This window comes from Candidatus Binatia bacterium, assembly GCA_035631035.1.
Classification (GTDB): Bacteria; Eisenbacteria; RBG-16-71-46; order SZUA-252; family SZUA-252; genus DASQJL01.
Map to the genome: position 1 here is coordinate 105,613 of DASQJL010000113.1, position 19,018 is coordinate 124,630.

The window sequence follows — 19,018 nt, forward strand, 5'->3', positions numbered from 1 at the left end:
CTCGCCCGTCTCGGAGCCGGTTTCCTTCTCGGCCTCTCGCTCGTGGCCCCGCCGGGACCGGTGATGGCGATCATGTCCACCGCCTCGACCCAGGGACGGCCGCGCGAGGCGATCCGGACGGCGCTCGGGGCCATGACCGCCGACGCGACCTGGCTCGCGCTCGTGACCCTCGGATTCCTGACGGTGCTCCGCCGCCATCCCCGCATCGTGGGCGCTCTCGGCGTCACCGGCGGCGTGATGCTGCTCGGGATGGCCTGGGACGGGATCCGGACCCTGCGACGAGGAGCCGCCGCCTCGTCGGCGCGCGGCTCCTATCGTCTCGGGCTCATGACGGTGCTCGCGAGCCCCTTTTCCTTCGGCTGGTGGATGGCCAGCGGTCCGATCGTGATCTCGTCGCTCGGTGCGACGGGCATCGCCGGCCTTTTCCTGTCGATCCTCATCTACGCCGTCGCGATCAGCTACGCGCTCGCCTGGCTGGGCGCCCGCGTGGCGCACACCGCCACGGTCTTCGCCTGGATCGGCATCCTCATGCTGGCGGGGTTCGGCGTGCTCTTCATCGCCGAGGGGGCCCGCCTCGTCCGCGGCTAGTCGATCCCGTTAGTCGATCCGGGTCAGCTCCACGCGGCGATTCCTGGCGCGCCCGGCTTCGGTATCGTTCGGCGCGATCGGCCGCGTCTCGCCGTAGCCCCTGGCCTCCAGCCGCTTCGCGCTGACGCCCGCGCGGATCAGATAGGCGCGCACCGCCTCCGCGCGCCGCTGCGAGAGCTCCTTGTTGTAGGCGTCGTCGGCCACGGAGTCGGTGTGCCCGCCGACTTCCACGCGCACCTCGGGCCAGCGCAGGAGGGAGGCCGCGGTGCGGTCGAGCGTGGCCTTGGACTCGGGCGTCAGCTCGGCGCTGTCGGTGACGAAGTTCACCCCTTCCAGGATCAGCGTACGGGAGCCGTGCTGGAACATCGGCTCGCGCGTGTCCTTGAGACCGAAGCCGACGCCGACGAGAACCTGCGTGTTCGCCACGTTCGCGCCGCCGAGCCCTTCGTCCCCCATCCACCACTCCTCGCGCACCTCCATGTGGAACCGGGCTCCGGAGCCGGACGTCGGCCGGATGCCGATGCCGAGCGAGGCGAGCGGGCGTCCGAAGTCGTCGCGAGGCGTGGGAAGGTTCGCGTCGGCCCAGCCGAGCGCTCCCGCGAGGTACCAGGTTCCCCCTCCGTTCAGGCCGAAGTTCCGCTCCATGCCCACCCGCCCCTCCACCACCGTGGAGTGGTCGCCCGGCTCGGAGTCGATGCGGCTGTAGACGCCGTCGATGAACTGGGACCAGGGGCGATCCATGTTGGCGCCGATCCGGAGCCCCAACAGCGGCGACCAGCTCTGCTCGCGGCCGTGGTTGACCAGGTTCGGATCGGAACCCATGAATCCGAGGAGAAGCTTCAACTCGCCGGGATCGTCGTCCCGGGCGAGGGCGGGTGCCCCGGAGAACGCCGCCGCCAGCGCGACGGCCACGACAGCCACGACCAGGATCGGTCGCATACGACCTCCATCTCAGGGTTCGTTGTGCAGCCCCTCGGGGCTTGGGATGGGGCCAGCCTACACCGACCGGCCGCGGGCTTCATGAAATCTTCACCGGTTCGTGGCATGCTCAGCGGGCGATTGCCCTCTAATTTCCATTCGGAGCGCCACTTGACCCGAGCCCGAGTCCTGGTCGTGGACGATGACCCCAAGGTCCTGTCCTCCCTTCGCCTCTATCTGGAACACGCCGGATACGAGGTGGCGGCCGCGGCGGACGGACAGCGGGCCCTGGCCGTGGCCCGGGACTTCCGCCCCGACCTGGTCGTGCTCGACGTGATGCTCCCCAAGGGAGACGGCCTCGCCGTCTGCCGCGCGCTCCGGGCGGAATCGGAGATCCCGATCCTCTTCCTGACCGCCCGAGCGACCGAGGAGGACCGGCTGGAAGGACTGGATCTCGGCGCCGACGACTACGTGACGAAGCCGTTCAGCCCGCGCGAATTGGTCGCGCGCGTGCGCGCGATCCTCCGGCGGGCGGTGTCCGGCGAGGACGAGGAGCCCCGGCGGCGTTCCGCGCCGGCGGAGCCGCCGCCCGAGACCCTCCGGGTGGGCGCGCTCCGGATCGATTCCGCCCGCCACGAAGTGACGGTGCGCGGCGCGCGCGTGGAGCTCACGCCGCGCGAGTTCCGGCTGCTCCACGCGCTGGCGCGCGATCCCGGCCGCGCGATGAGCCGCGACGAGCTGGCCGAGCGCGCGTTCGGCCCCGACTACGAGGGGCTCGCGCGCACGGTGGACGCGCACGTGGCGAACCTGCGACGGAAGATCGAGCCCGACCCCGCTTGCCCCGTCTACGTGGAAACGGTGTTCGGGATCGGCTACCGGCTCCGCGCGGGACGCCGGAGCGGCGATGCGTAGCGGAACGCGCCATGCTCCGTAGCCTGCGGGCGCGCCTTCTCCTGCTCGTCGCCGTGGTGGCGGGGCTCTCGCTGGCGGCGGCCGCGCTGCTCTCGCGTCAGGCCGTGCGCACGGAGTTCCTCCGCCTGGAGACCAGCGAGCGGGCCGCGCGCCTCGACGACGCGGCGGCGATGCTCGACGCCTGGCTGCGCCGCACCGGCTCTCTCGCGGGCGCCGATTCCGTGCTCGGGCGGCTGCGCGCCTCCGGCGCGCGCGGCCGGGGCGGACTGGGCGCCGAATTCCTGCTGATCGCCCCCGACGGCGCCGTGCTCGGCGCGAGCACCCCCGAGTACCGGACGGCGAGCGTGGAGCTTCGCATGGACGGCGGCCTGGCGATCACGGTGCCGCGGCGCGAGGGGAACATCGTGCGCGTTCGGCGCGAGGTGCTGGTCGGAGGCCCGCGCGCGGCGATCCGGGGACCCGACGGCGCGCTTCGCGCGACGTTGTATCGCCTCCCCGCGATCCAGCCGGAGGCGATGCCCCCGCCCTTCATCATTTCGGTGAACCGCTGGCTCCTCCTGGCGGCGCTGGTCTCGGGCGCGCTCGCGATCCTGCTCACCCTCGCGCTCTCGCGCCGCATCCTCGGCCCGGTCGAGGCGCTGACGGGGGCGGTGCGCCGCATGGAGCGCGGCGATCTGACCGCGCGCGTGCCGGTCCGCTCGTCGGACGAGATCGCCGAGCTGTCGAGCGCCTTCAACCGCATGGCCGCTTCGCTCGAGGAGAACGAGGCGTCGCGGCGGCGCCTTTTGGGCGACGTGGCGCACGAACTGCGCTCGCCGCTCACCAACCTGCGCTGTCAGATCGAGGCGGTGGAGGACGGCCTCGCGACGGCGGACGCGGCGACGATGCGGTCGCTGCACGAGGAGACGCTGCTCTTGGGGAGGCTGGTGGAGGACATCCAGGACCTGGCGCTGGCCGAGGCGGGCCGGCTCCCGCTCCACCGCGAGCGGGTGTCGCCACGCGCGACGCTGGAGGCCGCGGCCGCCGCGTTCGCGCCGCTCGCGGCCGAGCGCGGGATCACGATCCACGCGGGAGGCGAGGGCGCGCCCGACGTGGACGCCGACCCCGCGCGGCTGAAGCAGGTGCTCCGCAATCTCCTCGCGAACGCGATCGCGCACACGCCCGAGGGAGGCACGGTGGAGCTCACCGCCAGCTTGGGCGAGGACGGCCGGGTGGCGTTCAGCGTGGGAGATACGGGAGCGGGCATCGCGCCCGAGGATCTGCCCCGGATCTTCGACCGCTTCTACCGGGCCGACCGGGCCCGCTCGCGGGAGACCGGGGGCTCGGGGATCGGACTGTCGATCGTGAAGCAGCTCGTCGAGGCGCACGGCGGATCGGTGTCGGCCGAGAGCCGGCCGGGAGCGGGCACCACCATCCGCTTCACGCTTCCCCAGGCGCGGCCTTCATAGCTCCTTCATACTCTGCGATTATCGTCCCTGGCGTGGCCGCGCGACGCGGCTCTACCACGCCGATCGAGGAGGAATGACGAACATGCGACGCACCGCCCTGTTTCTCGCTCTTGCCCTGTTCCTCGCCGCCGCGCCGGCGAGCAAGCGCGCGCCGGCGCCCAAGCCCGTGCCCAAGCCGGCGCCGGAGTCGAAGCCGGCGCCGGGCGCCAAGGCGCTCGAATTCCCGAACAACGAAGCGGGCCGGCACGCCGCCGCCTGGTTCGAAGCCTTCAACCAGGGCGACGAGGCGATGCGGAAATTCCTCCAGGCCCACGTCGCGCCCGCCGCGCTCGCGCGGCGCACGCTCCAGGACCGGATGGACATCTACCGCGACATGAAGGACGAGCGCGGAAGGGTCATGCCGCTCTCCATCGAATCGTTCACCGAATCCAGCGTGAAGGCGATCGCGCGCGGCGAGCGGGGCGGGCGCTTCGCGATCACGTTCCGCTGCGAGGACGACGCGCCGCACGGGCTCCTCGGGCTCCAGGTGGAGGACCTTCCGCCCGAGGAGGGCGCTCCCGAGGGGAACGAGGACGGCGGCTATTCCCGGGCGCCCGCGGGCCCCGTCATGAAGGACGCGCAGGTCGCGACCGCGCTCCGCGCGTACGTCGATTCGCTCGCGCGCGCGGACGCCTTTTCCGGCGCGATCCTTCTCGCGAAGGGAGATCGCGTGCTCGAGCGGAGCGCGTACGGCCTGGCCTCGCGCCGCTACGGCACGCCGAACCGGTTCGATACCAAGTTCAACCTCGGCTCGATCAACAAGGCGTTCACGAAGGTCGCGATCGAGCAGCTCGCGGCGCGGGGAAAGCTGAGCCTGGACGACACGATCGACAAGTACGTCCCCGACTATCCTCGCGATGAGGCCTCCAAGATCACGATCCGCATGCTGCTCGACCATCGGAGCGGCGTGCCCGACTTCTTCGGCCCCAAGTTCCAGAACGCCGACCGCACGCAGCTCCGGAGCGTCTCCGACTGGGTGCAGTTCATCCGCGACATGCCGCTTCGGTTTGAGCCCGGCACGCGCGAGGAGTACTCGAACGGCGGCTACATCCTCCTGGGCGCCGTCATCGAGAAGGCCTCCGGAATGGACTACTACGACTATGTGCGCCGGAACATCTACGAACCCGCGGGGATGAAGGACACCGATTCCTACCAGCAGGACGATCCCGTGCGGAATCTCGCCGAGGGGTACACGAAGTCGTCGGGTCGCGGCACCGACGGGAGGTGGCGCGATGCGGCCCTGATGCATCCCTGGCGCGGGAGCCCCGCCGGCGGCGGGTACTCGACCGTCGACGACCTCTATCGCTTCGCCCAGGCGCTGCGCTCGGGAACGCTGGGCGCTCGCGGCGAGGCGGGCATGGCGATCGCGGGAGGATCGCCCGGGACGAACGCGATGCTGATGATGCAGGGAGACTGGACGCTGGTGGTGCTCTCGAACCTGGACCCGCCCGCCGCAGAAAGGGTGGGAACCCGGTCGGGCGCCTGGCTCCGGCGGGCGGGAGTTCCCATGGGCGGCGCGACGCACCGGATCTCGGCCCGACCGCTCGGGGCCGAGCGTTCGGCCCGCGAGGAGAAGCCCGCGTCCACGATCCTTCCGGATGGGGGTGCCGCGGTGCCGATGACCTGGGCGGGACACCTCGCCTCGGTCTCCGTGATGCTGAACGGGCAGGGTCCCTTCCGCTTCGCGATCGATACCGGCGCGGCCGGCTGCGCTCGGATCGATGCCGCGGTGGCCCGGAAGCTGGGCCTGCCGGTGGTCGGCGAGGCCCGCGTCGGCGATCCGAGCGGGAAGAACATGAAATCGGCGGAGATCGTCTCCATCGATTCCCTCGCCATCGGCGGCGCTCGCTTCGTGGGGTTGACGGCCACGGCGGGCGATCTCGCGGGCCACTTGCCCGGCGAGGCGGTCGACGGGATTCTCGGATTCGGTTTGTTCGACGACTGCCTGCTCACGCTGGACTTTCCCGCGCTCCGGATGACGCTGGCCGAGGGTTCGCTGCCGGCAGACGGAGCCGGCGTCCTGACCTACCGCGACGAGCGCGGGATACCGTCCGTGACGATGCGCGTCGCCGGCGTGAGCGTGGACACGGACGTGGACGCGGGCGCCATGGGCGGCTTCAGCCTCCCCGAATCGTTCGCGGCGAAGCTGCCCCTGGCCGAGCCGCCCCGCGTGGTCGGACACGCCCGAACGGTCTCCAACGAATTCGAGATCAAGGCCGCGCGCCTCGACGGCGACGTGGCCGTGGGCGGGACCACGTTCGCCAAGCCGATGGTCGAGTTCCAGCCCGTCTTCGACGTGGGGAACATCGGCGCGCGGGTTCTCCGGGATTTCGCAGTCACGTTCGATCCGAAGAATCATCGGATGAGACTGGCGCGCAGCGCCTAGGCAAGACCTTCAGGGGCGAGTAGGATGAAGCCTCCCCCGAGGCTGCCACCCTGACTCTCTCCTCATCCTGGAGGAAGCATGCCCGCGCCCCGATGGCTCTGGAAGCTCCGGCCCTGGCCCTGGCTCCCCCTTCTCGTGCTGCTCGCTCCGTGTCCTACGCGAGCCGCCGAAGACGCGGATGAGCCCATGAGAAACACCCTCCGGCCGCACGCGCGGGCGCTGGAATTCGAGGTCGAGCCCCGGCTCGACGGCCTTGCGGGCTCGGCAACCATCTCCGGAAAGTACCACCTCAGCGCGCGAACAGCGATTCGCATCGGGTTCCTGTTCGCGGCGTCCGGCGGCGGCGGCTCGGCGGAGGATCGACTGTACCAGGACACGCTGCTGATCGCCTCCTCCTCGAGCGGCGACTCGGACGCGCACACGATCAACGTGTTTGCGCACGCCGTGCGTTATGCTCGTCTGGGCGCGCGTTTCGGGTTGTTCGGCTTTGCCGGACCCACCGTGCGCCAGGAGTGGTCGTCCCAGAGCAGCACGACGCGTGACTCCAGGAGTTCGGGGGTCTCCGCGTATCACTCGGAGGGAAGAACGTGGGGCGTCGGTAGTGATTTGGGAGCCGGTCTCGAGTGGTTCTTTTCGCGCCGATTCAGTCTCGGCGCCCGATGGGGAGTGGCATTCCTGTACTCGGAGCCGCACAGTGTATCTCGTCAGGTTTCGAGTGACGGCGTCAACCCGTCCGAGGTTCGGATCCACGAGTCCAACGGACACGGATTTGCGATCAACTCGACTCCGGCGGTCATCATGCTTGGAGGATACTTCTGATGGCCGATGCGATCACCAGTGAGAACGAGCTAGCCGCCATCGTGCGTGGCGCGAAGCGCGTGGCCGTGATCGGTATGGTGGACGAGCAGCGCTCCGACCGTCCGGCGTACACCATTCCCGAGATGTGCCGCCAGACGGGGATGGAGGTCGTCCCGGTGAACCCGCGCATCGAATCCTCGCAGGGGCTCAGGGCCTACCCCGACCTGGCCTCCGTTCCGGGGACGTTCGATCTGGTGAACGTCTTCCGACGCTCCGAGGATGTCCCGCCGCACGCCGACGAGGTGCTCGCGCTCCCGCCCGAGCGGCGCCCCAAGGTGTTCTGGATGCAGAGCGGGATCCGGAACGACGAGGCCGCGGCGAAGTTGGCGGCGGCGGGGATCCAGGTCGTGCAGGACCGGTGCCTGGGGGTGTACGCGGCCCGCTACCGGACCTGAGGGAGGTACACCCGCAAGCTTCGGATAGTGCCCTTCGGCGCGCGGCCCTATCGTCTCCGACATGAACGAACTCGCGATGACCCACGAACCCTCCGTTCTCGAGCCGCGCTCCGGCGCCGACCCGCGCTGGCGCGCCGTGCTCGCGCGCGACGCGCGCCAGGATGGACGCTTCGTCTTTGGCGTCCGGTCCACCGGCATCTACTGCCGCCCCTCCTGCCCCGCGCGAAAGCCGCGGAAGAACCAGGTCGTCTTCTTCCCCGACGCCGACGCGGCGGAGCACGCGGGATTCCGCTCCTGCAAGCGGTGCCGTCCTCGCGACGCCGCGCCCCATCCGCACGCGGAGCTGGTCCGGCGCGTCTGCGCCCACATCGAGGAGCGGGCCGCCGAGGAGCGCGTCACCCTGGAGGCGCTCGCGCGGGTCGCGCGGATGTCGCCCCATCACCTGCAGCGCACCTTCCGGAGCGCCACGGGCATCTCGCCGCGCCAGTACGCGGACGCGGTGCGTCTCACGACGCTCAAGGAACGGCTGCGTCGAAAGGAGCCGGTCACGATGGCCATGACGGAAGCGGGATACGGATCGAGCAGCCGCCTCTACGAGCGCTCCCCCGAAGCGCTGGGGATGACGCCCGGCGACTACCGCGCGGGCGGTGCCGGCGCGAAGATCGCCTACACGGTGGCCAAGTCGCCGGTCGGAGCGCTGCTGGTAGCGGCCACCGGCCGCGGCGTCTGCAGCCTCAAGATCGGAGGCGACGATGCGTCGCTGGCGCGGGCCCTGCGCGAGGAGTTTCCGGCCGCCGAGCTGAAGCGCGACGAGGCCGCGCTCGGCCGCTGGGTGCGGGCGATCGTGAATCATCTCTCGGGGCGGGAGACCCGCCTCGACGTGCCCCTCGACATCCGCGCCACGGCCTTCCAGTGGCGGGTGTGGGAAGCGCTGCGCGCCATCCCGTACGGCGAGACGCGGAGCTACCAGGAGATCGCGAAGATCGTGGGGGCGCCCAAGGCGGCGCGCGCCGTGGGGCACGCCTGCGCCACGAATCCCGTCGCGATCGTGATCCCCTGCCATCGCGTGCTGCGCGGCGACGGATCGCTCGGCGGCTATGCGTACGGGCTGGACGTGAAACGGAAACTCATCGACGCCGAGCGTTTGCGGCGCGATCGCGCTCGGGTTATTTCAAGAGAGCCGAAGCGAGCGCGCCCGGGTCGGTGACGGGCGCGTTGCAGGCGAAGTTCTCGCAGACGTAGGCGGCCGGAACCCCGTTCACCGGGAGCTGGGTCGCCGTGAAGGGAGCGATCTTCGCCAGGGCGTCCCCGGCGGGACCGGGCTCGCGCAGCAGGAATACGGTCCTGGGCGCGTACCCCGCGCGCGCGGCACGAAGCAGCGCGGCCGTCGCGGGCGCCTCGGCGGGGCCCGCGATCACCACCTCACGCGTCGGGCCGAAGGCGAAATCGAGCGCCGACAGGAGCTGCGCGTGCGCTCCCGGAAGCCGCGCCACCGAGCCGCCGAAGGCGCGCACCGTCTCCTCGGCCCGCCGCTCCAGCTCCGACCGCCCGGTCATGCGCGACAGGCGGAGCAGCACGAGAACCACGACCGAGTTCCCCGAAGGGACCGCCCCGTCGTAGATCTCCTTGGTGCGCGCCAAGAGCGGCGCCGCGTCCGACCCCGTGAAGAAGAAGCCCCCCTCCTTCTCGTCGCCGAACAGGCGCTCCATGTCCCCCGCCAGCGCCAGCGCGCGCTCCAGGTGGCGCGGATCGAACGTCGCCTCGTACAGCTCGAGCGACCCCCAGGCGAGGAAGGCGTAGTCGTCGAGGTAGCCCGGATGGGCCGCCTCCCCCTCGCGCCACCGCGCGAAGAGCCGGCCGTCGGCGCGCAGGAGGTGCCGCTCCAGGAAGTCGATCGCCCGCTCGGCCGCCTCGGCGAGCCGCGGCTCCTCGAGCGCGACCGAAGCCTTCGCGAGCGCCGCGATCATGAGCCCGTTCCAGGCCGTGAGCACCTTGTCGTCCCGGAGCGGCCGCGGCCGCTTCGCGCGCGTCTCGAGGAGCCGCACGCGGTCGGCCTCCAGGCGTTGTGCCATCGCGGCGGCGTCGAGCCCCGTCTCCCGTGCCACGGCGCCCGGATCCTCGGTGAGGTGGAGGATGTTCGTCCCGGTCAGGTGACCTCCCGCCGGATCGATCCAGTTCCCCTTCGGCTCGGCCCCGTAGACGCGCGCGAACAGCGCCGCCTCTTCGGGCCCCAGCGCCCCCTCCAGCTCCTCCATCGTCCAGACGTAGAACTTCCCCTCCTCCCCTTCGCTGTCGGCGTCCTCCGCGGAGTAGAAGGCCCCTTCGGGGGAGGTGAGATCGCGCGCCACGTACGCCGCGATCTCGCGCGCCACCGAGGCGTAGAGCGGATCGCCCGTGGCCTGGTGCGCCTCGACGTAGGCCATGAGGAGGAGCGCCTGGTCGTAGAGCATCTTCTCGAAGTGCGGCACCAGCCATTCGCGGTCGGTCGAATAGCGGTGCGCGCCGAAGCCCAGCTGGTCGTAGACGCCGCCCCGGCGGATCCAGCGGAGTGTCCGCTCCACCATGTCGAGCGCGCGGCCGTCGCCGGTGCGCTTCCAGTAGCGCAGGAGAAACGTGAGCTGGTGGGGCGTCGGGAACTTGGGCGCGGTGCCGAACCCGCCGTACTCCTCGTCGAAGCGCTGCTGCATCTGCTCGAAGGCCTTGGTGAGGAGGCCCGGCTCGGGACGCTCGCCGGGCATGCCCGCGAACTCGCCGCGAACCGCCTCCACGATCTGTCCCGCGACGTCCTCGACGCGATGCCGCTGCCCTTCCCATGCCGAGAGCACCTGATACAGCATGTCTTTCAACCCGGGCCGTCCGAAGCGCGACTCGGGCGGAAAATACGTGCCCGCGAGGAAGGGGCGGCCGTCCGGCGTCAGGATGACGGTCAGGGGCCACCCTCCCGAGCCGGTGAGCGCCTGGCAGACGGTCATGTAGACGTGGTCCACGTCGGGGCGCTCCTCGCGGTCCACCTTGATCGGCACGTAGCTCGAATTCAGGATCGACGCGATCTCCACGCTCTCGAACGACTCGCGCTCCATGACGTGGCACCAATGGCAGGTCGCGTAGCCGATCGAGAGGAAGATCGGCCGGTCCTCGGCGCGCGCCTTCGCGAACGCCTCGTCGCCCCAGGGAAACCAGTCGACGGGGTTGTGGGCGTGCTGCAGGAGGTAGGGGCTCTTCTCGGAGGCGAGCCGGTTCGTGTGACGCGGTGCCGTGCCGGGCGCGCCCGCGGGCGCGGTGGGATCAGGAGACATCCTGGATGATCCCTCCCGCCACGACGCGGTCGCCGTCGTAGAGCACGAGCGACTGCCCCGGCGTCATGGCGCGCTGCGGCTCCTGGAATCGAACCCGCGCGGTGCTGGGCGTCTCGGGCCGGAGCGTAGCCGCGGCGGGAGCGTGGAGGTAGCGGATCTTCGAGGCGCCGACGATCGGGTCCGACGGGATCTCCCCCGAGAGGTAGTTCACGCGGGTAATCGCCGCCTCGCTGCGGTAGAGCGCGGCCTCGTCGTCCACGACCACCGTGCCCGTCTCCGGCTCGATCCGCGTGACGTACAGCCGCCGCCCCGCCGCCACGTTGAGGCCCCGCCGCTGCCCCACCGTGAAGCCGTGCACGCCCTCGTGCCGCCCCAGGGTCCTGCCGGACGCGTCCTGGACCTCGCCTGGCGGCGAGGTCCGCTCGGGATAGCGCTGGCGCAGGAAATCCACGTAGCGCTTCCCCTCGACGAAGCAAATGTCCTGGCTCTCCCTCTTGTCGGCGACCGCGAGACCCAGCTCACGCGCGGCCTCACGCACCTCGTTCTTGGTCAGGGTCCCGAGGGGAAAGAGCGCTCGGGAGATCGCCGCCTGCGTGAGGCCCCAGAGCACGTACGACTGGTCCTTGGCCGGATCGGCGGCGCGCAGGAGCGTGGCGCGCCCGTCGGCGTCCACGCCGCGTCGCGCGTAGTGCCCCGTGGCCACGATGTCGCACTCCAGAAGGTCCGCGCGCCTGAGCAACTCTCCAAACTTGAGCCAGTTGTTGCACTCCACGCAGGGGTTGGGCGTGCGCCCCGCGAGATACTCCCCCACGAAGTTCTCGATCACGTGCTCCCGGAAATCCTCTTCCAGGTCGAGCACGTAGTGGGGAAAGCCGATCTTCCGGGCCACCGCGCGGCAGTCGTCGATGGCGTCCAGGGTGCAGCAGCCCCGCGCGGGGGAGGGTCCCTCGGCGTAGCACCAGAGCTTCATCGTGACGCCGATGACGGTGTGTCCCGCGCGATGGAGAAGGGCCGCGGCCACGCACGAGTCCACGCCGCCGCTCATGGCGACGAGGATGGTCCGCTTGGACGCGGGCAGGTCGGGCTTCATGGGGAGCGCCTGCTCAGGCCGCGAACGTGGGCGAGGCGGCGCGGAGCTTCTGGACGACGGCGGGGACCGTCTCGAGGACGTAGTCGATCTCGGCCTCGGTCGTGGCGCGGCCGACGCTCCAGCGCACGGCCGCCTGGGCGACCAGGGCCGGGACGCCCATCGAGAGCAGCACGCCCGAGGGGTGCGACGAGCCCGACTTGCAGGCCGAGCCGCTGGAGCAGGCGATCCCCTTCTGGTCGAGCGTGAGGAGCAGGTGCTCCCCCTCGGCCCCCACGAAGGAGAGGTGGCTCGTGTTGCAGGCGCGGGGCGCGGCGGCGCCGTGCACCACGACCTGCGGCACGCGCGCGATCAGCCCCTGCTCGAGCCGGTCGCGCAGCATCGCCATGCGCGGAGGCGCTGTGTCCAGCTCGGCGCGGGCAAGCTCGGCCGCCGCGCCCATGCCGACGATCCCGGGGACATTCTCGGTGCCGGGCCGGCGGCCGCGCTCGTGCTCGCCGCCGAAGAGGAGCGGGGCCGCCTTCGCGCCGCGCTTCACGTAGAGCGCGCCCACACCCTTCGGCCCGTAGAACTTGTGCGCCGCGATGGTGAGGAAGGTGGCCTGCCAGGCGCGCGCGTCGATCGGGATCTTCCCCGCGGCCTGCACGGCATCGGTGTGAAAAGCGATCCCGCGCGCGGCGCAGAGCGCGCCGATCTCGGCGACCGGTTGGAGCACGCCGGTCTCGTTGTTCGCGGCCATCACCGAGACGAGCACCGTGTCCGGTCGAAGCGCCTTCGCGACGGCGCCGGGATCGACGCGCCCGTCCGCCATCGCGGGGACGCGCGTCACGGTGAACCCCTCGGCCTCGAGCGCGCCGGCGGCGTTGCGCACCGCCTCGTGCTCGATCTCGCTCACCACCACGTGCCGCCCCTTCCCCGCCAGCGCCCGGGCGGCGCCGAGGACGCCCATGTTGTCCGACTCGGTCCCGCCGCTCGTGAACACGATCTCGGCGGGGGCGGCGTTCACCAGGGCGGCCACCTTCCCGCGCGCCTCCTCGATCGCGCCCTTTGCCTCCTGCCCGAAGGCGTGCGCGCTCGAGGCGTTGCCGTAGTGTTCCGCGAAATAGGGGAGCATCGCGTCGAGAACCTCGGCGCGGACGGGCGTGCTGGCGTTGTGGTCGAGATAGATCCGGGGCAACCGAAGACCTCCGAAGGGGGCCGAAGGGGCGCTGCGGGGCGCGATCCTCGTTCGAGGGTAACAAAGCGCGCGGGCCGGACGCAAATCGTACGCCCAGCCCGCGCGGGGAGGGAACCCCTCAGGTCCCCGAATGTGTCGTCGTCGCTACTTCGCCGCGCTCGAGTCGGTTCCGGCGGCCTTGGCCGCCTCGCTCGCGGACTGCGCGGCTTCCGCAGCCTTCGTGCCCGCCTTCTTGGCCGCTTCGGCGGCTTTGTCCGCCGACTCCTTGGCATCCGTGGCGTTTTCCGCCGCCTTCTCGGCCGCATCGTTCTTCGCATCGGCGGCCTTCACGGCTGCCTTCGCCGAGGCGGCCTTCTCGGTCGCGACCGCCGCCTTCGCGGCGCCGCCCATGGCCACCGCGCGCGGCACGATCTTCACCGACTTGATGGTGACCCACTCGAGCGGCTTGGAGTTCTCGCCCGGCATCATCGGATTGGGAGCCGTGCGGACGTTCGCGATCGCGTCCACGACGTCCATCCCCTCGATCACGTGCCCGAAGGCCGTGTACTTGTGATCGAGGAAGGGAGCCGACCCGTGCATCAGGAAGAACTGCGATCCGCCGGAATTGGGCTCGGCGGTGTGCGCCATCGAGAGGACGCCCTTCTCATGCTTGTGATTGTTGAACTCGTCGGGAATGGTCCAGCCCGGTCCGCCGGTCCCGAGATCGGGAGCCTTCGGGTTCTTGGACTTGGGGTCCCCGCCCTGGACCATGAAGCCGGCGATGATGCGGTGGAAGCCGGTGCCGTTATAGAAGCCGCTGCGCGCGAGCTTCTTGAAGTTGGCGACGGTCTTGGGGGCATCCTTGGGCCAGAACTCGATCACCATGCGCCCCTTGCTCGTCTCCATGACGGCGACGTCGTCGGGGCTGCCCACGGACTTGGCCGCGGCCTTTCCCTTGGCCGCGCCGGCCGCGAACGCCGACCCCGCCACGAGAATCCCGATGACCGCCGCCGTGACGATCCCCCCCGCGCCCATCCAATGTCTCGTCGTACCGAACATCGAACCTCCTTGCCGTTGCGCTGTCTCGATGGCCATTCCCCGGCCACCCCGTTCGTTCCGATCAGCCTTCCTTAATGTGTGATGCCCGCGTTCCGGTTCCCCTCAATTGCCCCGGTCCTTCGTCTTCAGGAGCTTGACGATCCGCCGCTGCCGCTCCAGCTCGCGGCGGGCCGGCTCGGCGTAGGCGGGGTCGGCGACCGCGGCCTCGAACACCGGGATGGCCTCGTCGTGCCGCCCCAGCTTGTCCAGCGCCTGCGCCCAGCAGAAGCGCAGGCAGGCGTTGGCGCTGTCGCTCTTCAGACCCTCGCGCGCCGTCTCGATCGCGCGCTGGTAGCGGTTGGCGTCGAAGTAGGCGTACGCCATGTTGCAGTAGACCCCCTTGTAGTTCTGGGGATCCTGGCGCGCCACCTCGCGGAACAGCTCCACGGCGCGGTCGGTCTTGGACGACTTGGCGTAGGCCTGCGCCAGGTAGTAGCGGTCGGCCGTGCCCAGCGAGTCGCCCACCGCCTCGTAGTGCTTGATGGCGACCGGAAAGCGCTCCAGCTTGAAGTTCACCCAGCCGAGCTGTTTCTTCGCCGCCACGTCGAGCGGCGCGATCCGGAGCACGTGATCGAGGGCGCTGGCCGCCTCGGCGTAGAGTCCGCCGCGCACCGCGGCGTCCGCCATCCCGCGCACCACCTCGGGATCGTCGGGCAGGAGCTCGGCCGCGCGGTAGTAGGCCGACATCGCCTCGGGGGTGCTTCCCTGCCGCGAGCGGACCTCGCCGAGCTGGCGGTAGACCTGCGCGAGCGCGGAGGGCTGGTTCTTCACCCCGCGCGCCGCGGCGGTGCAGAGCCCCGCCGCCTCATCGTAATCGCCGATCTCGGTGAGCGAATGCGCGAGCGCAAGTCGCGAGTCGAGATCGGCCGGCGTGAGCGCCACCGCCTGCCGGTAGGACTCGGCCGCCTTGTCCAGCTGCCCCATCGCCGCGTAGGCGTCGCCCAGGGAGCGGAACGCGGAGGCCATCTGCGTCGAGGACCGGGTCGCGCGCTCGAGCATCTCCGCGCCCTCGGCGTACGCACCCCGCTTCACCCGCGCCTGCCCCAGCCCGGCGAGCGCCTCCCGGTTTCCGGGCTCGGACTCGAGGGCCAGCCGGAACTCGCGCTCCGCCTCTTCGGCCAGACCGCGGGTCAGGTAGTCGCGTCCGGCGTTGATGTGGGTCCGCGCGTCAGTGCGGGGAGCGCCGGCGCGCCCGGTCTCCCCGGAGAGGTCCGCCGGGCGGACGTCGCGAGCGTGCGACGACGAGCACCCCGAGGAACCGAGCGCCAGCGCGAGAATCGCGGGACCGACGAGACGCAGGGAGGGTCGTTGGAGACGCGGCGAGCGGGCCGGCATGACGGTGACCTCCTGGATCGTGTCGGGCCCGTCCACGGACCCGAGAGGGTCAGTGCGCCGCGGGAGCCGGCGCCTGCGACGGCGCCGCCGTGGCTTTCTGCTGGTCGAGGTACTGCTGCAGCACCTCGATGCTGCTCTTCGCGTTCTCGGCCACCGCCGTCGACGAGTCGATCGCGGCGACCTGGCGCCAGTAGTTGAGCGCCTCCTTGTAGATCTGCGCGTCGGCGAACGCGACCCCCAGGTTGTAGATCGCTTCCTGGTTCTTCGGGTCGAACGCGAGCGCCTTCCGGTAGAGCGCCGTGGCTTCGGGAATCTTCCCCATCCCGTAGTAGCTGTTGCCGAGGTTGTTGAGGGCCCCGACGTTGGTCGAGTCGATGTCGAGCGCCTTCTTGTAGGAGGCGACCGCGTCGGCGGTCTGGCCCAGCTCGGCCTGCACCCGGCCCAGCTTGTTCCAGGCCTCGGCGAGCGGCGGCTGGAGCGTCGTCGCGATCTTGAACTCGGCAACGGCGTCGTCGTTCCGCCCCTGGCTCACGTACCAGAGCCCCAGCTGCAGGTGGGCGCCGGGGTCCTTGGGGCTCAGGGCGATCGCCCTGCGGATCTCCCGCTCGGCATCCTTGGGGCGGTTCATGTCCATGTAGACCGCTCCCAGGCTGTACCGGGCGGTGGAGTTCTGGGGGTCGAGCGCGGCCATCTTCTGGAATGCCTCGAGCGCCTGGGGGTAGCGGCGGGACCGCCGATAGGCCCCTCCCAGCGCGAGATAGGCATTGGTGTCCTTGGGGTTCTTCTGGACCAGCGCCTCGGCCTCTGCCACCGACATGGGGGGCGGAGCCTTGCGCACGACCGGCTTCATGTCGGCCTGGCTCTTCGCCGGCGTGGCCGAACGGGCCGGAAACGGGGTGAGGAGGAGCCCGAACAGGGCGAAAAGGGCTGCGATGCGCCCGTTCAGGCGGGCGGACGAGGGGCGTTGGAAGTTCATGGACTCTTTGTCTCGCATTGGGTTAGGAGCAACGGACACGGTACCTTGAAGATACACCGAAGTCAACGGGGTTCTCCCCAGGCTCCGCGGCCGGGGGCCGTGGGAACCCGGTATTGAAGCGCCTCGGCGACATGCTCTCCCCGAACCTCCTCGGAGGCGGCCAGGTCCGCGATCGTGCGCGCGAGCCGGCGCGTGCGGAGCACGCCGCGCGCGGTAATGCGGAAGGCATCCGCGGCGCGGCGAAGCAGGAGGCGGGTGTCGTCCGTGAGCGGCGCCGCCCGCGCGAGGTCGCGCGCGGTGAGCGCGGCGTTCCGCGCCGCGCGCGGCGTGCGCGCGGCCGCGAAGGCCCGCGCCCGGATCACCCGCTCGCGCACCGCCGACGACGACTCGGCCGCGGCGCTCGCGAAGAGGTCCTCCATCGGCACCGCGGGCACCTCGAGCACCAGATCGATCCGATCCAGGATCGGCCCCGACACCTTGGACCAGTAGCGCAGGACGAGATCGGACGAGCAGCGGCAGGCGCGGCGGAGGTCGCCGCGAAAGCCGCAGGGGCAGGGATTCATGGCGGCCACGAGCGCGAAGGCGGCGGGAAACGTGACCGACGACCCGGCGCGCGCGATGGTGATCTTCCCCTCCTCGATCGGCTGTCGAAGCGCCTCGATCGCGTTTCGCCGGAACTCCGGCAGCTCGTCGAGGAAGAGAACGCCGTGATGCGCGAGGGACGCCTCCCCCGGAAAGGGGCCGCGACCGCCGCCGACGAGCCCGGCGTCGGAGATCGTGTGGTGCGGCGCGCGGAACGGGGGGTGGCGGAGGATCCCCGCGCCGGGCGCGAGCCGGCCCCCCACCGAGTGGATGGTCGAGACCTCGATCGCCTCCTCGTCGCGGAGGGGCGGGAGAATGCCGGGGAGCCGCCGCGCGAGCATCGTCTTCCCTCCCCCCGGCGGGCCGACGAAGAGAAGGTTGTGCCCGCCGGCCGCCGCCACCTCCAGCGCGCGTCGCGCATGGAGCTGCCCGCGCACCTCGGCGAGGTCGGGCGGCGCCGGGACCGAAGCGGCGTCAAGCTCGGGCTCGCCCCCGGTGCGAACCGCCGCGCGCGGCGCGGCCAGATCGCCGCGCAGATCGCCGAGGGACTCGATCGCCGTCGTGGCCACGACCGGATAGGCGCGCGCCTCGGCCGCGTTCTCCGCCGGAATCCAGACCGGCGACCGCCCCTCGCGCCGCGCCGCCGCGAGCACCGCGAGAACGCCCCGCACCCCGCGCACGCCGCCGTCGAGCGCGAGCTCGCCCACGAAGAGCCCTTCATCGACGGGCGCCCCTCCCGGGATCTGCCCCGACGCGCGGAGCAGCGCCACCGCGATCGGAAGATCGAACCGCGCTCCCTCCTTGCGCACGTGCGCGGGCGCCAGGTTGACCGTGATCTTCCGCGCCGGAAATTCGTAGCCGCAGTTCCGCACCGCCGAGAGGACGCGCTCCCGGCTCTCGCGCACGGCGGCATCCGGAAGCCCGACGATCGTGAAGGTGGGAAGGCCGACGCCGAGGTCCGCTTCCACCTCGACCAGGAGTCCCTCGATGCCGATGGTCGCGCAGGACGTGACGCGCGCGAGCATGGGGGTAGCCCTTTCAGGGGAGCACGAGCCAAAGAACAGGCCGGGGACGCGCCGCTCGGGACGGCGCAGAACGGAAGGCCGGCGGAGCCGGCGGGGGAAGCACGACGCTATCACACCCCGGGAAGAGCCCCTATACTGGAATGGATGCACCGGCGGCGTTCCCGCCGGCCGCCGGCAACCGAACCGTGAACTCCGATCCGGCGCCCGCCACCCTCTCCGGCGGGCCCGATCGAACCAGCACCCTACCTGGGAGAGGAATGACCATGCGTTTCCAACGACTGCTCCGCGCGGCGCTCTTGGCCGTGGCGCTCGCCGTAACCGGCGCCGCGTTCCTTGGCGGCTGCGCCTCCAATTCCGGCCTCGTCAACATGTGGCGGGACCCCGCGTATCACGAGGCGCCGATGCAGCACATCCTGGTCGTCGGCATCATCCGGAACCCCACGAACCGGCGAATTCTCGAGGACGCTTTCGGGAAGCAGCTGGCCAAGCGGGGCGTCGAGGCCGTGCCCTCCTACGCCCACTTCCCGGACGCGCCGCCCGACACGATGCAGATCAGCGACGCCGTGAGCCAGGGCAACTACGACGGCGTGCTCGTCGCGCGACGGCTGCAGCCGGAGCGGACCACGAGCTACGTGCCGGGCTACGTCACCACGCAGCCCGAATATCGCGTGAGCCCCTGGTCGGGTCGGTATCGGACCTACTGGGTGGACGTGATGCACCCGGGCTACGTCGAGGAGAACATCACCGTGCGGCATGACGTGGAGCTCTGGAGCATGCGCCAGGGTGGAACCCTCGTCTGGTCGGCCGTGGGAGAGACGGTGAATCCCTCCGCGCCCACCGAGGTGACGCACGACATCGCGCACAACGTGGTTCCCGAGCTGGAGCGGCAGGGCTTCATTCCCCGGAAGCGCTGACAAGC

Annotated in this window: 16 protein-coding genes; 8 read left to right on the plus strand and 8 right to left on the minus strand. The window is 71.0% G+C overall.

Going from position 1 to position 19,018, the window contains the following annotated elements; all coding sequences use genetic code 11:
• The first annotated feature begins 42 nt into the window (after positions 1 to 42).
• A complete protein-coding gene (locus VE326_12770; protein ID HYJ34076.1) occupies positions 43 to 588 on the plus strand; it encodes a LysE family transporter in 546 nt (181 codons plus the stop codon).
• A 9-nt stretch (positions 589 to 597) separates the two neighbouring features.
• Here the strand turns inward: VE326_12770 and VE326_12775 are convergent, their stop codons facing one another.
• On the minus strand, positions 598 to 1,527 hold the full coding sequence (locus VE326_12775) for an OmpA family protein (protein HYJ34077.1): 930 nt from the start codon (positions 1,525 to 1,527) through the stop codon (positions 598 to 600).
• A gap of 105 nt (positions 1,528 to 1,632) precedes the next feature.
• On the opposite strand from VE326_12775, the gene VE326_12780 reads away from it, so the two are divergent.
• The 6 genes from VE326_12780 to ada all read left to right on the plus strand — a co-directional run bounded on the left by VE326_12780 (position 1,633) and on the right by ada (position 8,751).
• A complete protein-coding gene (locus tag VE326_12780; protein HYJ34078.1) occupies positions 1,633 to 2,418 on the plus strand; it encodes a response regulator transcription factor in 786 nt (261 codons plus the stop codon).
• 11 nt (positions 2,419 to 2,429) lie between these two features.
• Positions 2,430 to 3,866 carry an ATP-binding protein gene (locus tag VE326_12785; protein ID HYJ34079.1) on the plus strand — a complete coding sequence of 479 codons (1,437 nt, stop codon included), beginning with the start codon at positions 2,430 to 2,432 and terminating at the stop codon, positions 3,864 to 3,866.
• A gap of 82 nt (positions 3,867 to 3,948) precedes the next feature.
• The gene (locus VE326_12790; GenBank protein ID HYJ34080.1) at positions 3,949 to 6,291 is read left to right on the plus strand and encodes a serine hydrolase; all 2,343 of its coding nucleotides are present in this window, start codon (positions 3,949 to 3,951) and stop codon (positions 6,289 to 6,291) included.
• A 186-nt stretch (positions 6,292 to 6,477) separates the two neighbouring features.
• Positions 6,478 to 7,110, plus strand: a complete 633-nt coding sequence (locus VE326_12795; GenBank protein ID HYJ34081.1) for an outer membrane beta-barrel protein — start codon at positions 6,478 to 6,480, stop codon at positions 7,108 to 7,110.
• Complete coding sequence (locus VE326_12800) at positions 7,110 to 7,544, plus strand: CoA-binding protein (protein HYJ34082.1); 435 nt, start codon at positions 7,110 to 7,112, stop codon at positions 7,542 to 7,544. The genes VE326_12795 and VE326_12800 overlap by 1 nt, the downstream gene beginning before the upstream one ends.
• Positions 7,545 to 7,605: 61 nt before the next feature.
• Entirely contained in the window at positions 7,606 to 8,751 is a 1,146-nt protein-coding gene (gene ada / locus VE326_12805; GenBank protein ID HYJ34083.1) for a bifunctional DNA-binding transcriptional regulator/O6-methylguanine-DNA methyltransferase Ada, read from the plus strand.
• Here the strand turns inward: ada and VE326_12810 are convergent.
• From VE326_12810 to VE326_12840, 7 genes are all read right to left on the minus strand, one after another.
• A complete protein-coding gene (locus VE326_12810) occupies positions 8,711 to 10,840 on the minus strand; it encodes a thioredoxin domain-containing protein (protein HYJ34084.1) in 2,130 nt (709 codons plus the stop codon). The two genes, ada and VE326_12810, sit on opposite strands and share 41 nt — an antisense overlap.
• Positions 10,830 to 11,930 (minus strand): tRNA 2-thiouridine(34) synthase MnmA, encoded by a 1,101-nt coding sequence (gene mnmA, locus VE326_12815; GenBank protein HYJ34085.1) that lies wholly within the window; start codon positions 11,928 to 11,930, stop codon positions 10,830 to 10,832. The genes VE326_12810 and mnmA overlap by 11 nt, the downstream gene beginning before the upstream one ends.
• 13 nt (positions 11,931 to 11,943) lie before the next feature.
• Positions 11,944 to 13,104: a cysteine desulfurase family protein gene (locus VE326_12820; protein ID HYJ34086.1), complete on the minus strand. Its 1,161-nt coding sequence runs from the start codon at positions 13,102 to 13,104 to the stop codon at positions 11,944 to 11,946.
• 144 nt (positions 13,105 to 13,248) lie between these two features.
• The gene (locus tag VE326_12825) at positions 13,249 to 14,142 is read right to left on the minus strand and encodes a peptidylprolyl isomerase (GenBank protein HYJ34087.1); all 894 of its coding nucleotides are present in this window, start codon (positions 14,140 to 14,142) and stop codon (positions 13,249 to 13,251) included.
• A gap of 102 nt (positions 14,143 to 14,244) precedes the next feature.
• Entirely contained in the window at positions 14,245 to 15,552 is a 1,308-nt protein-coding gene (locus VE326_12830) for a tetratricopeptide repeat protein (protein HYJ34088.1), read from the minus strand.
• Between the two features lie 13 nt (positions 15,553 to 15,565).
• Positions 15,566 to 16,492 carry a tetratricopeptide repeat protein gene (locus VE326_12835; GenBank protein HYJ34089.1) on the minus strand — a complete coding sequence of 309 codons (927 nt, stop codon included), beginning with the start codon at positions 16,490 to 16,492 and terminating at the stop codon, positions 15,566 to 15,568.
• A 62-nt stretch (positions 16,493 to 16,554) separates the two neighbouring features.
• Positions 16,555 to 18,099 carry a YifB family Mg chelatase-like AAA ATPase gene (locus tag VE326_12840; GenBank protein HYJ34090.1) on the minus strand — a complete coding sequence of 515 codons (1,545 nt, stop codon included), beginning with the start codon at positions 18,097 to 18,099 and terminating at the stop codon, positions 16,555 to 16,557.
• A gap of 263 nt (positions 18,100 to 18,362) precedes the next feature.
• On the opposite strand from VE326_12840, the gene VE326_12845 reads away from it, so the two are divergent.
• Positions 18,363 to 19,013 carry a hypothetical protein gene (locus tag VE326_12845; protein ID HYJ34091.1) on the plus strand — a complete coding sequence of 217 codons (651 nt, stop codon included), beginning with the start codon at positions 18,363 to 18,365 and terminating at the stop codon, positions 19,011 to 19,013.
• The last annotated feature ends 5 nt before the right edge of the window (positions 19,014 to 19,018 follow it).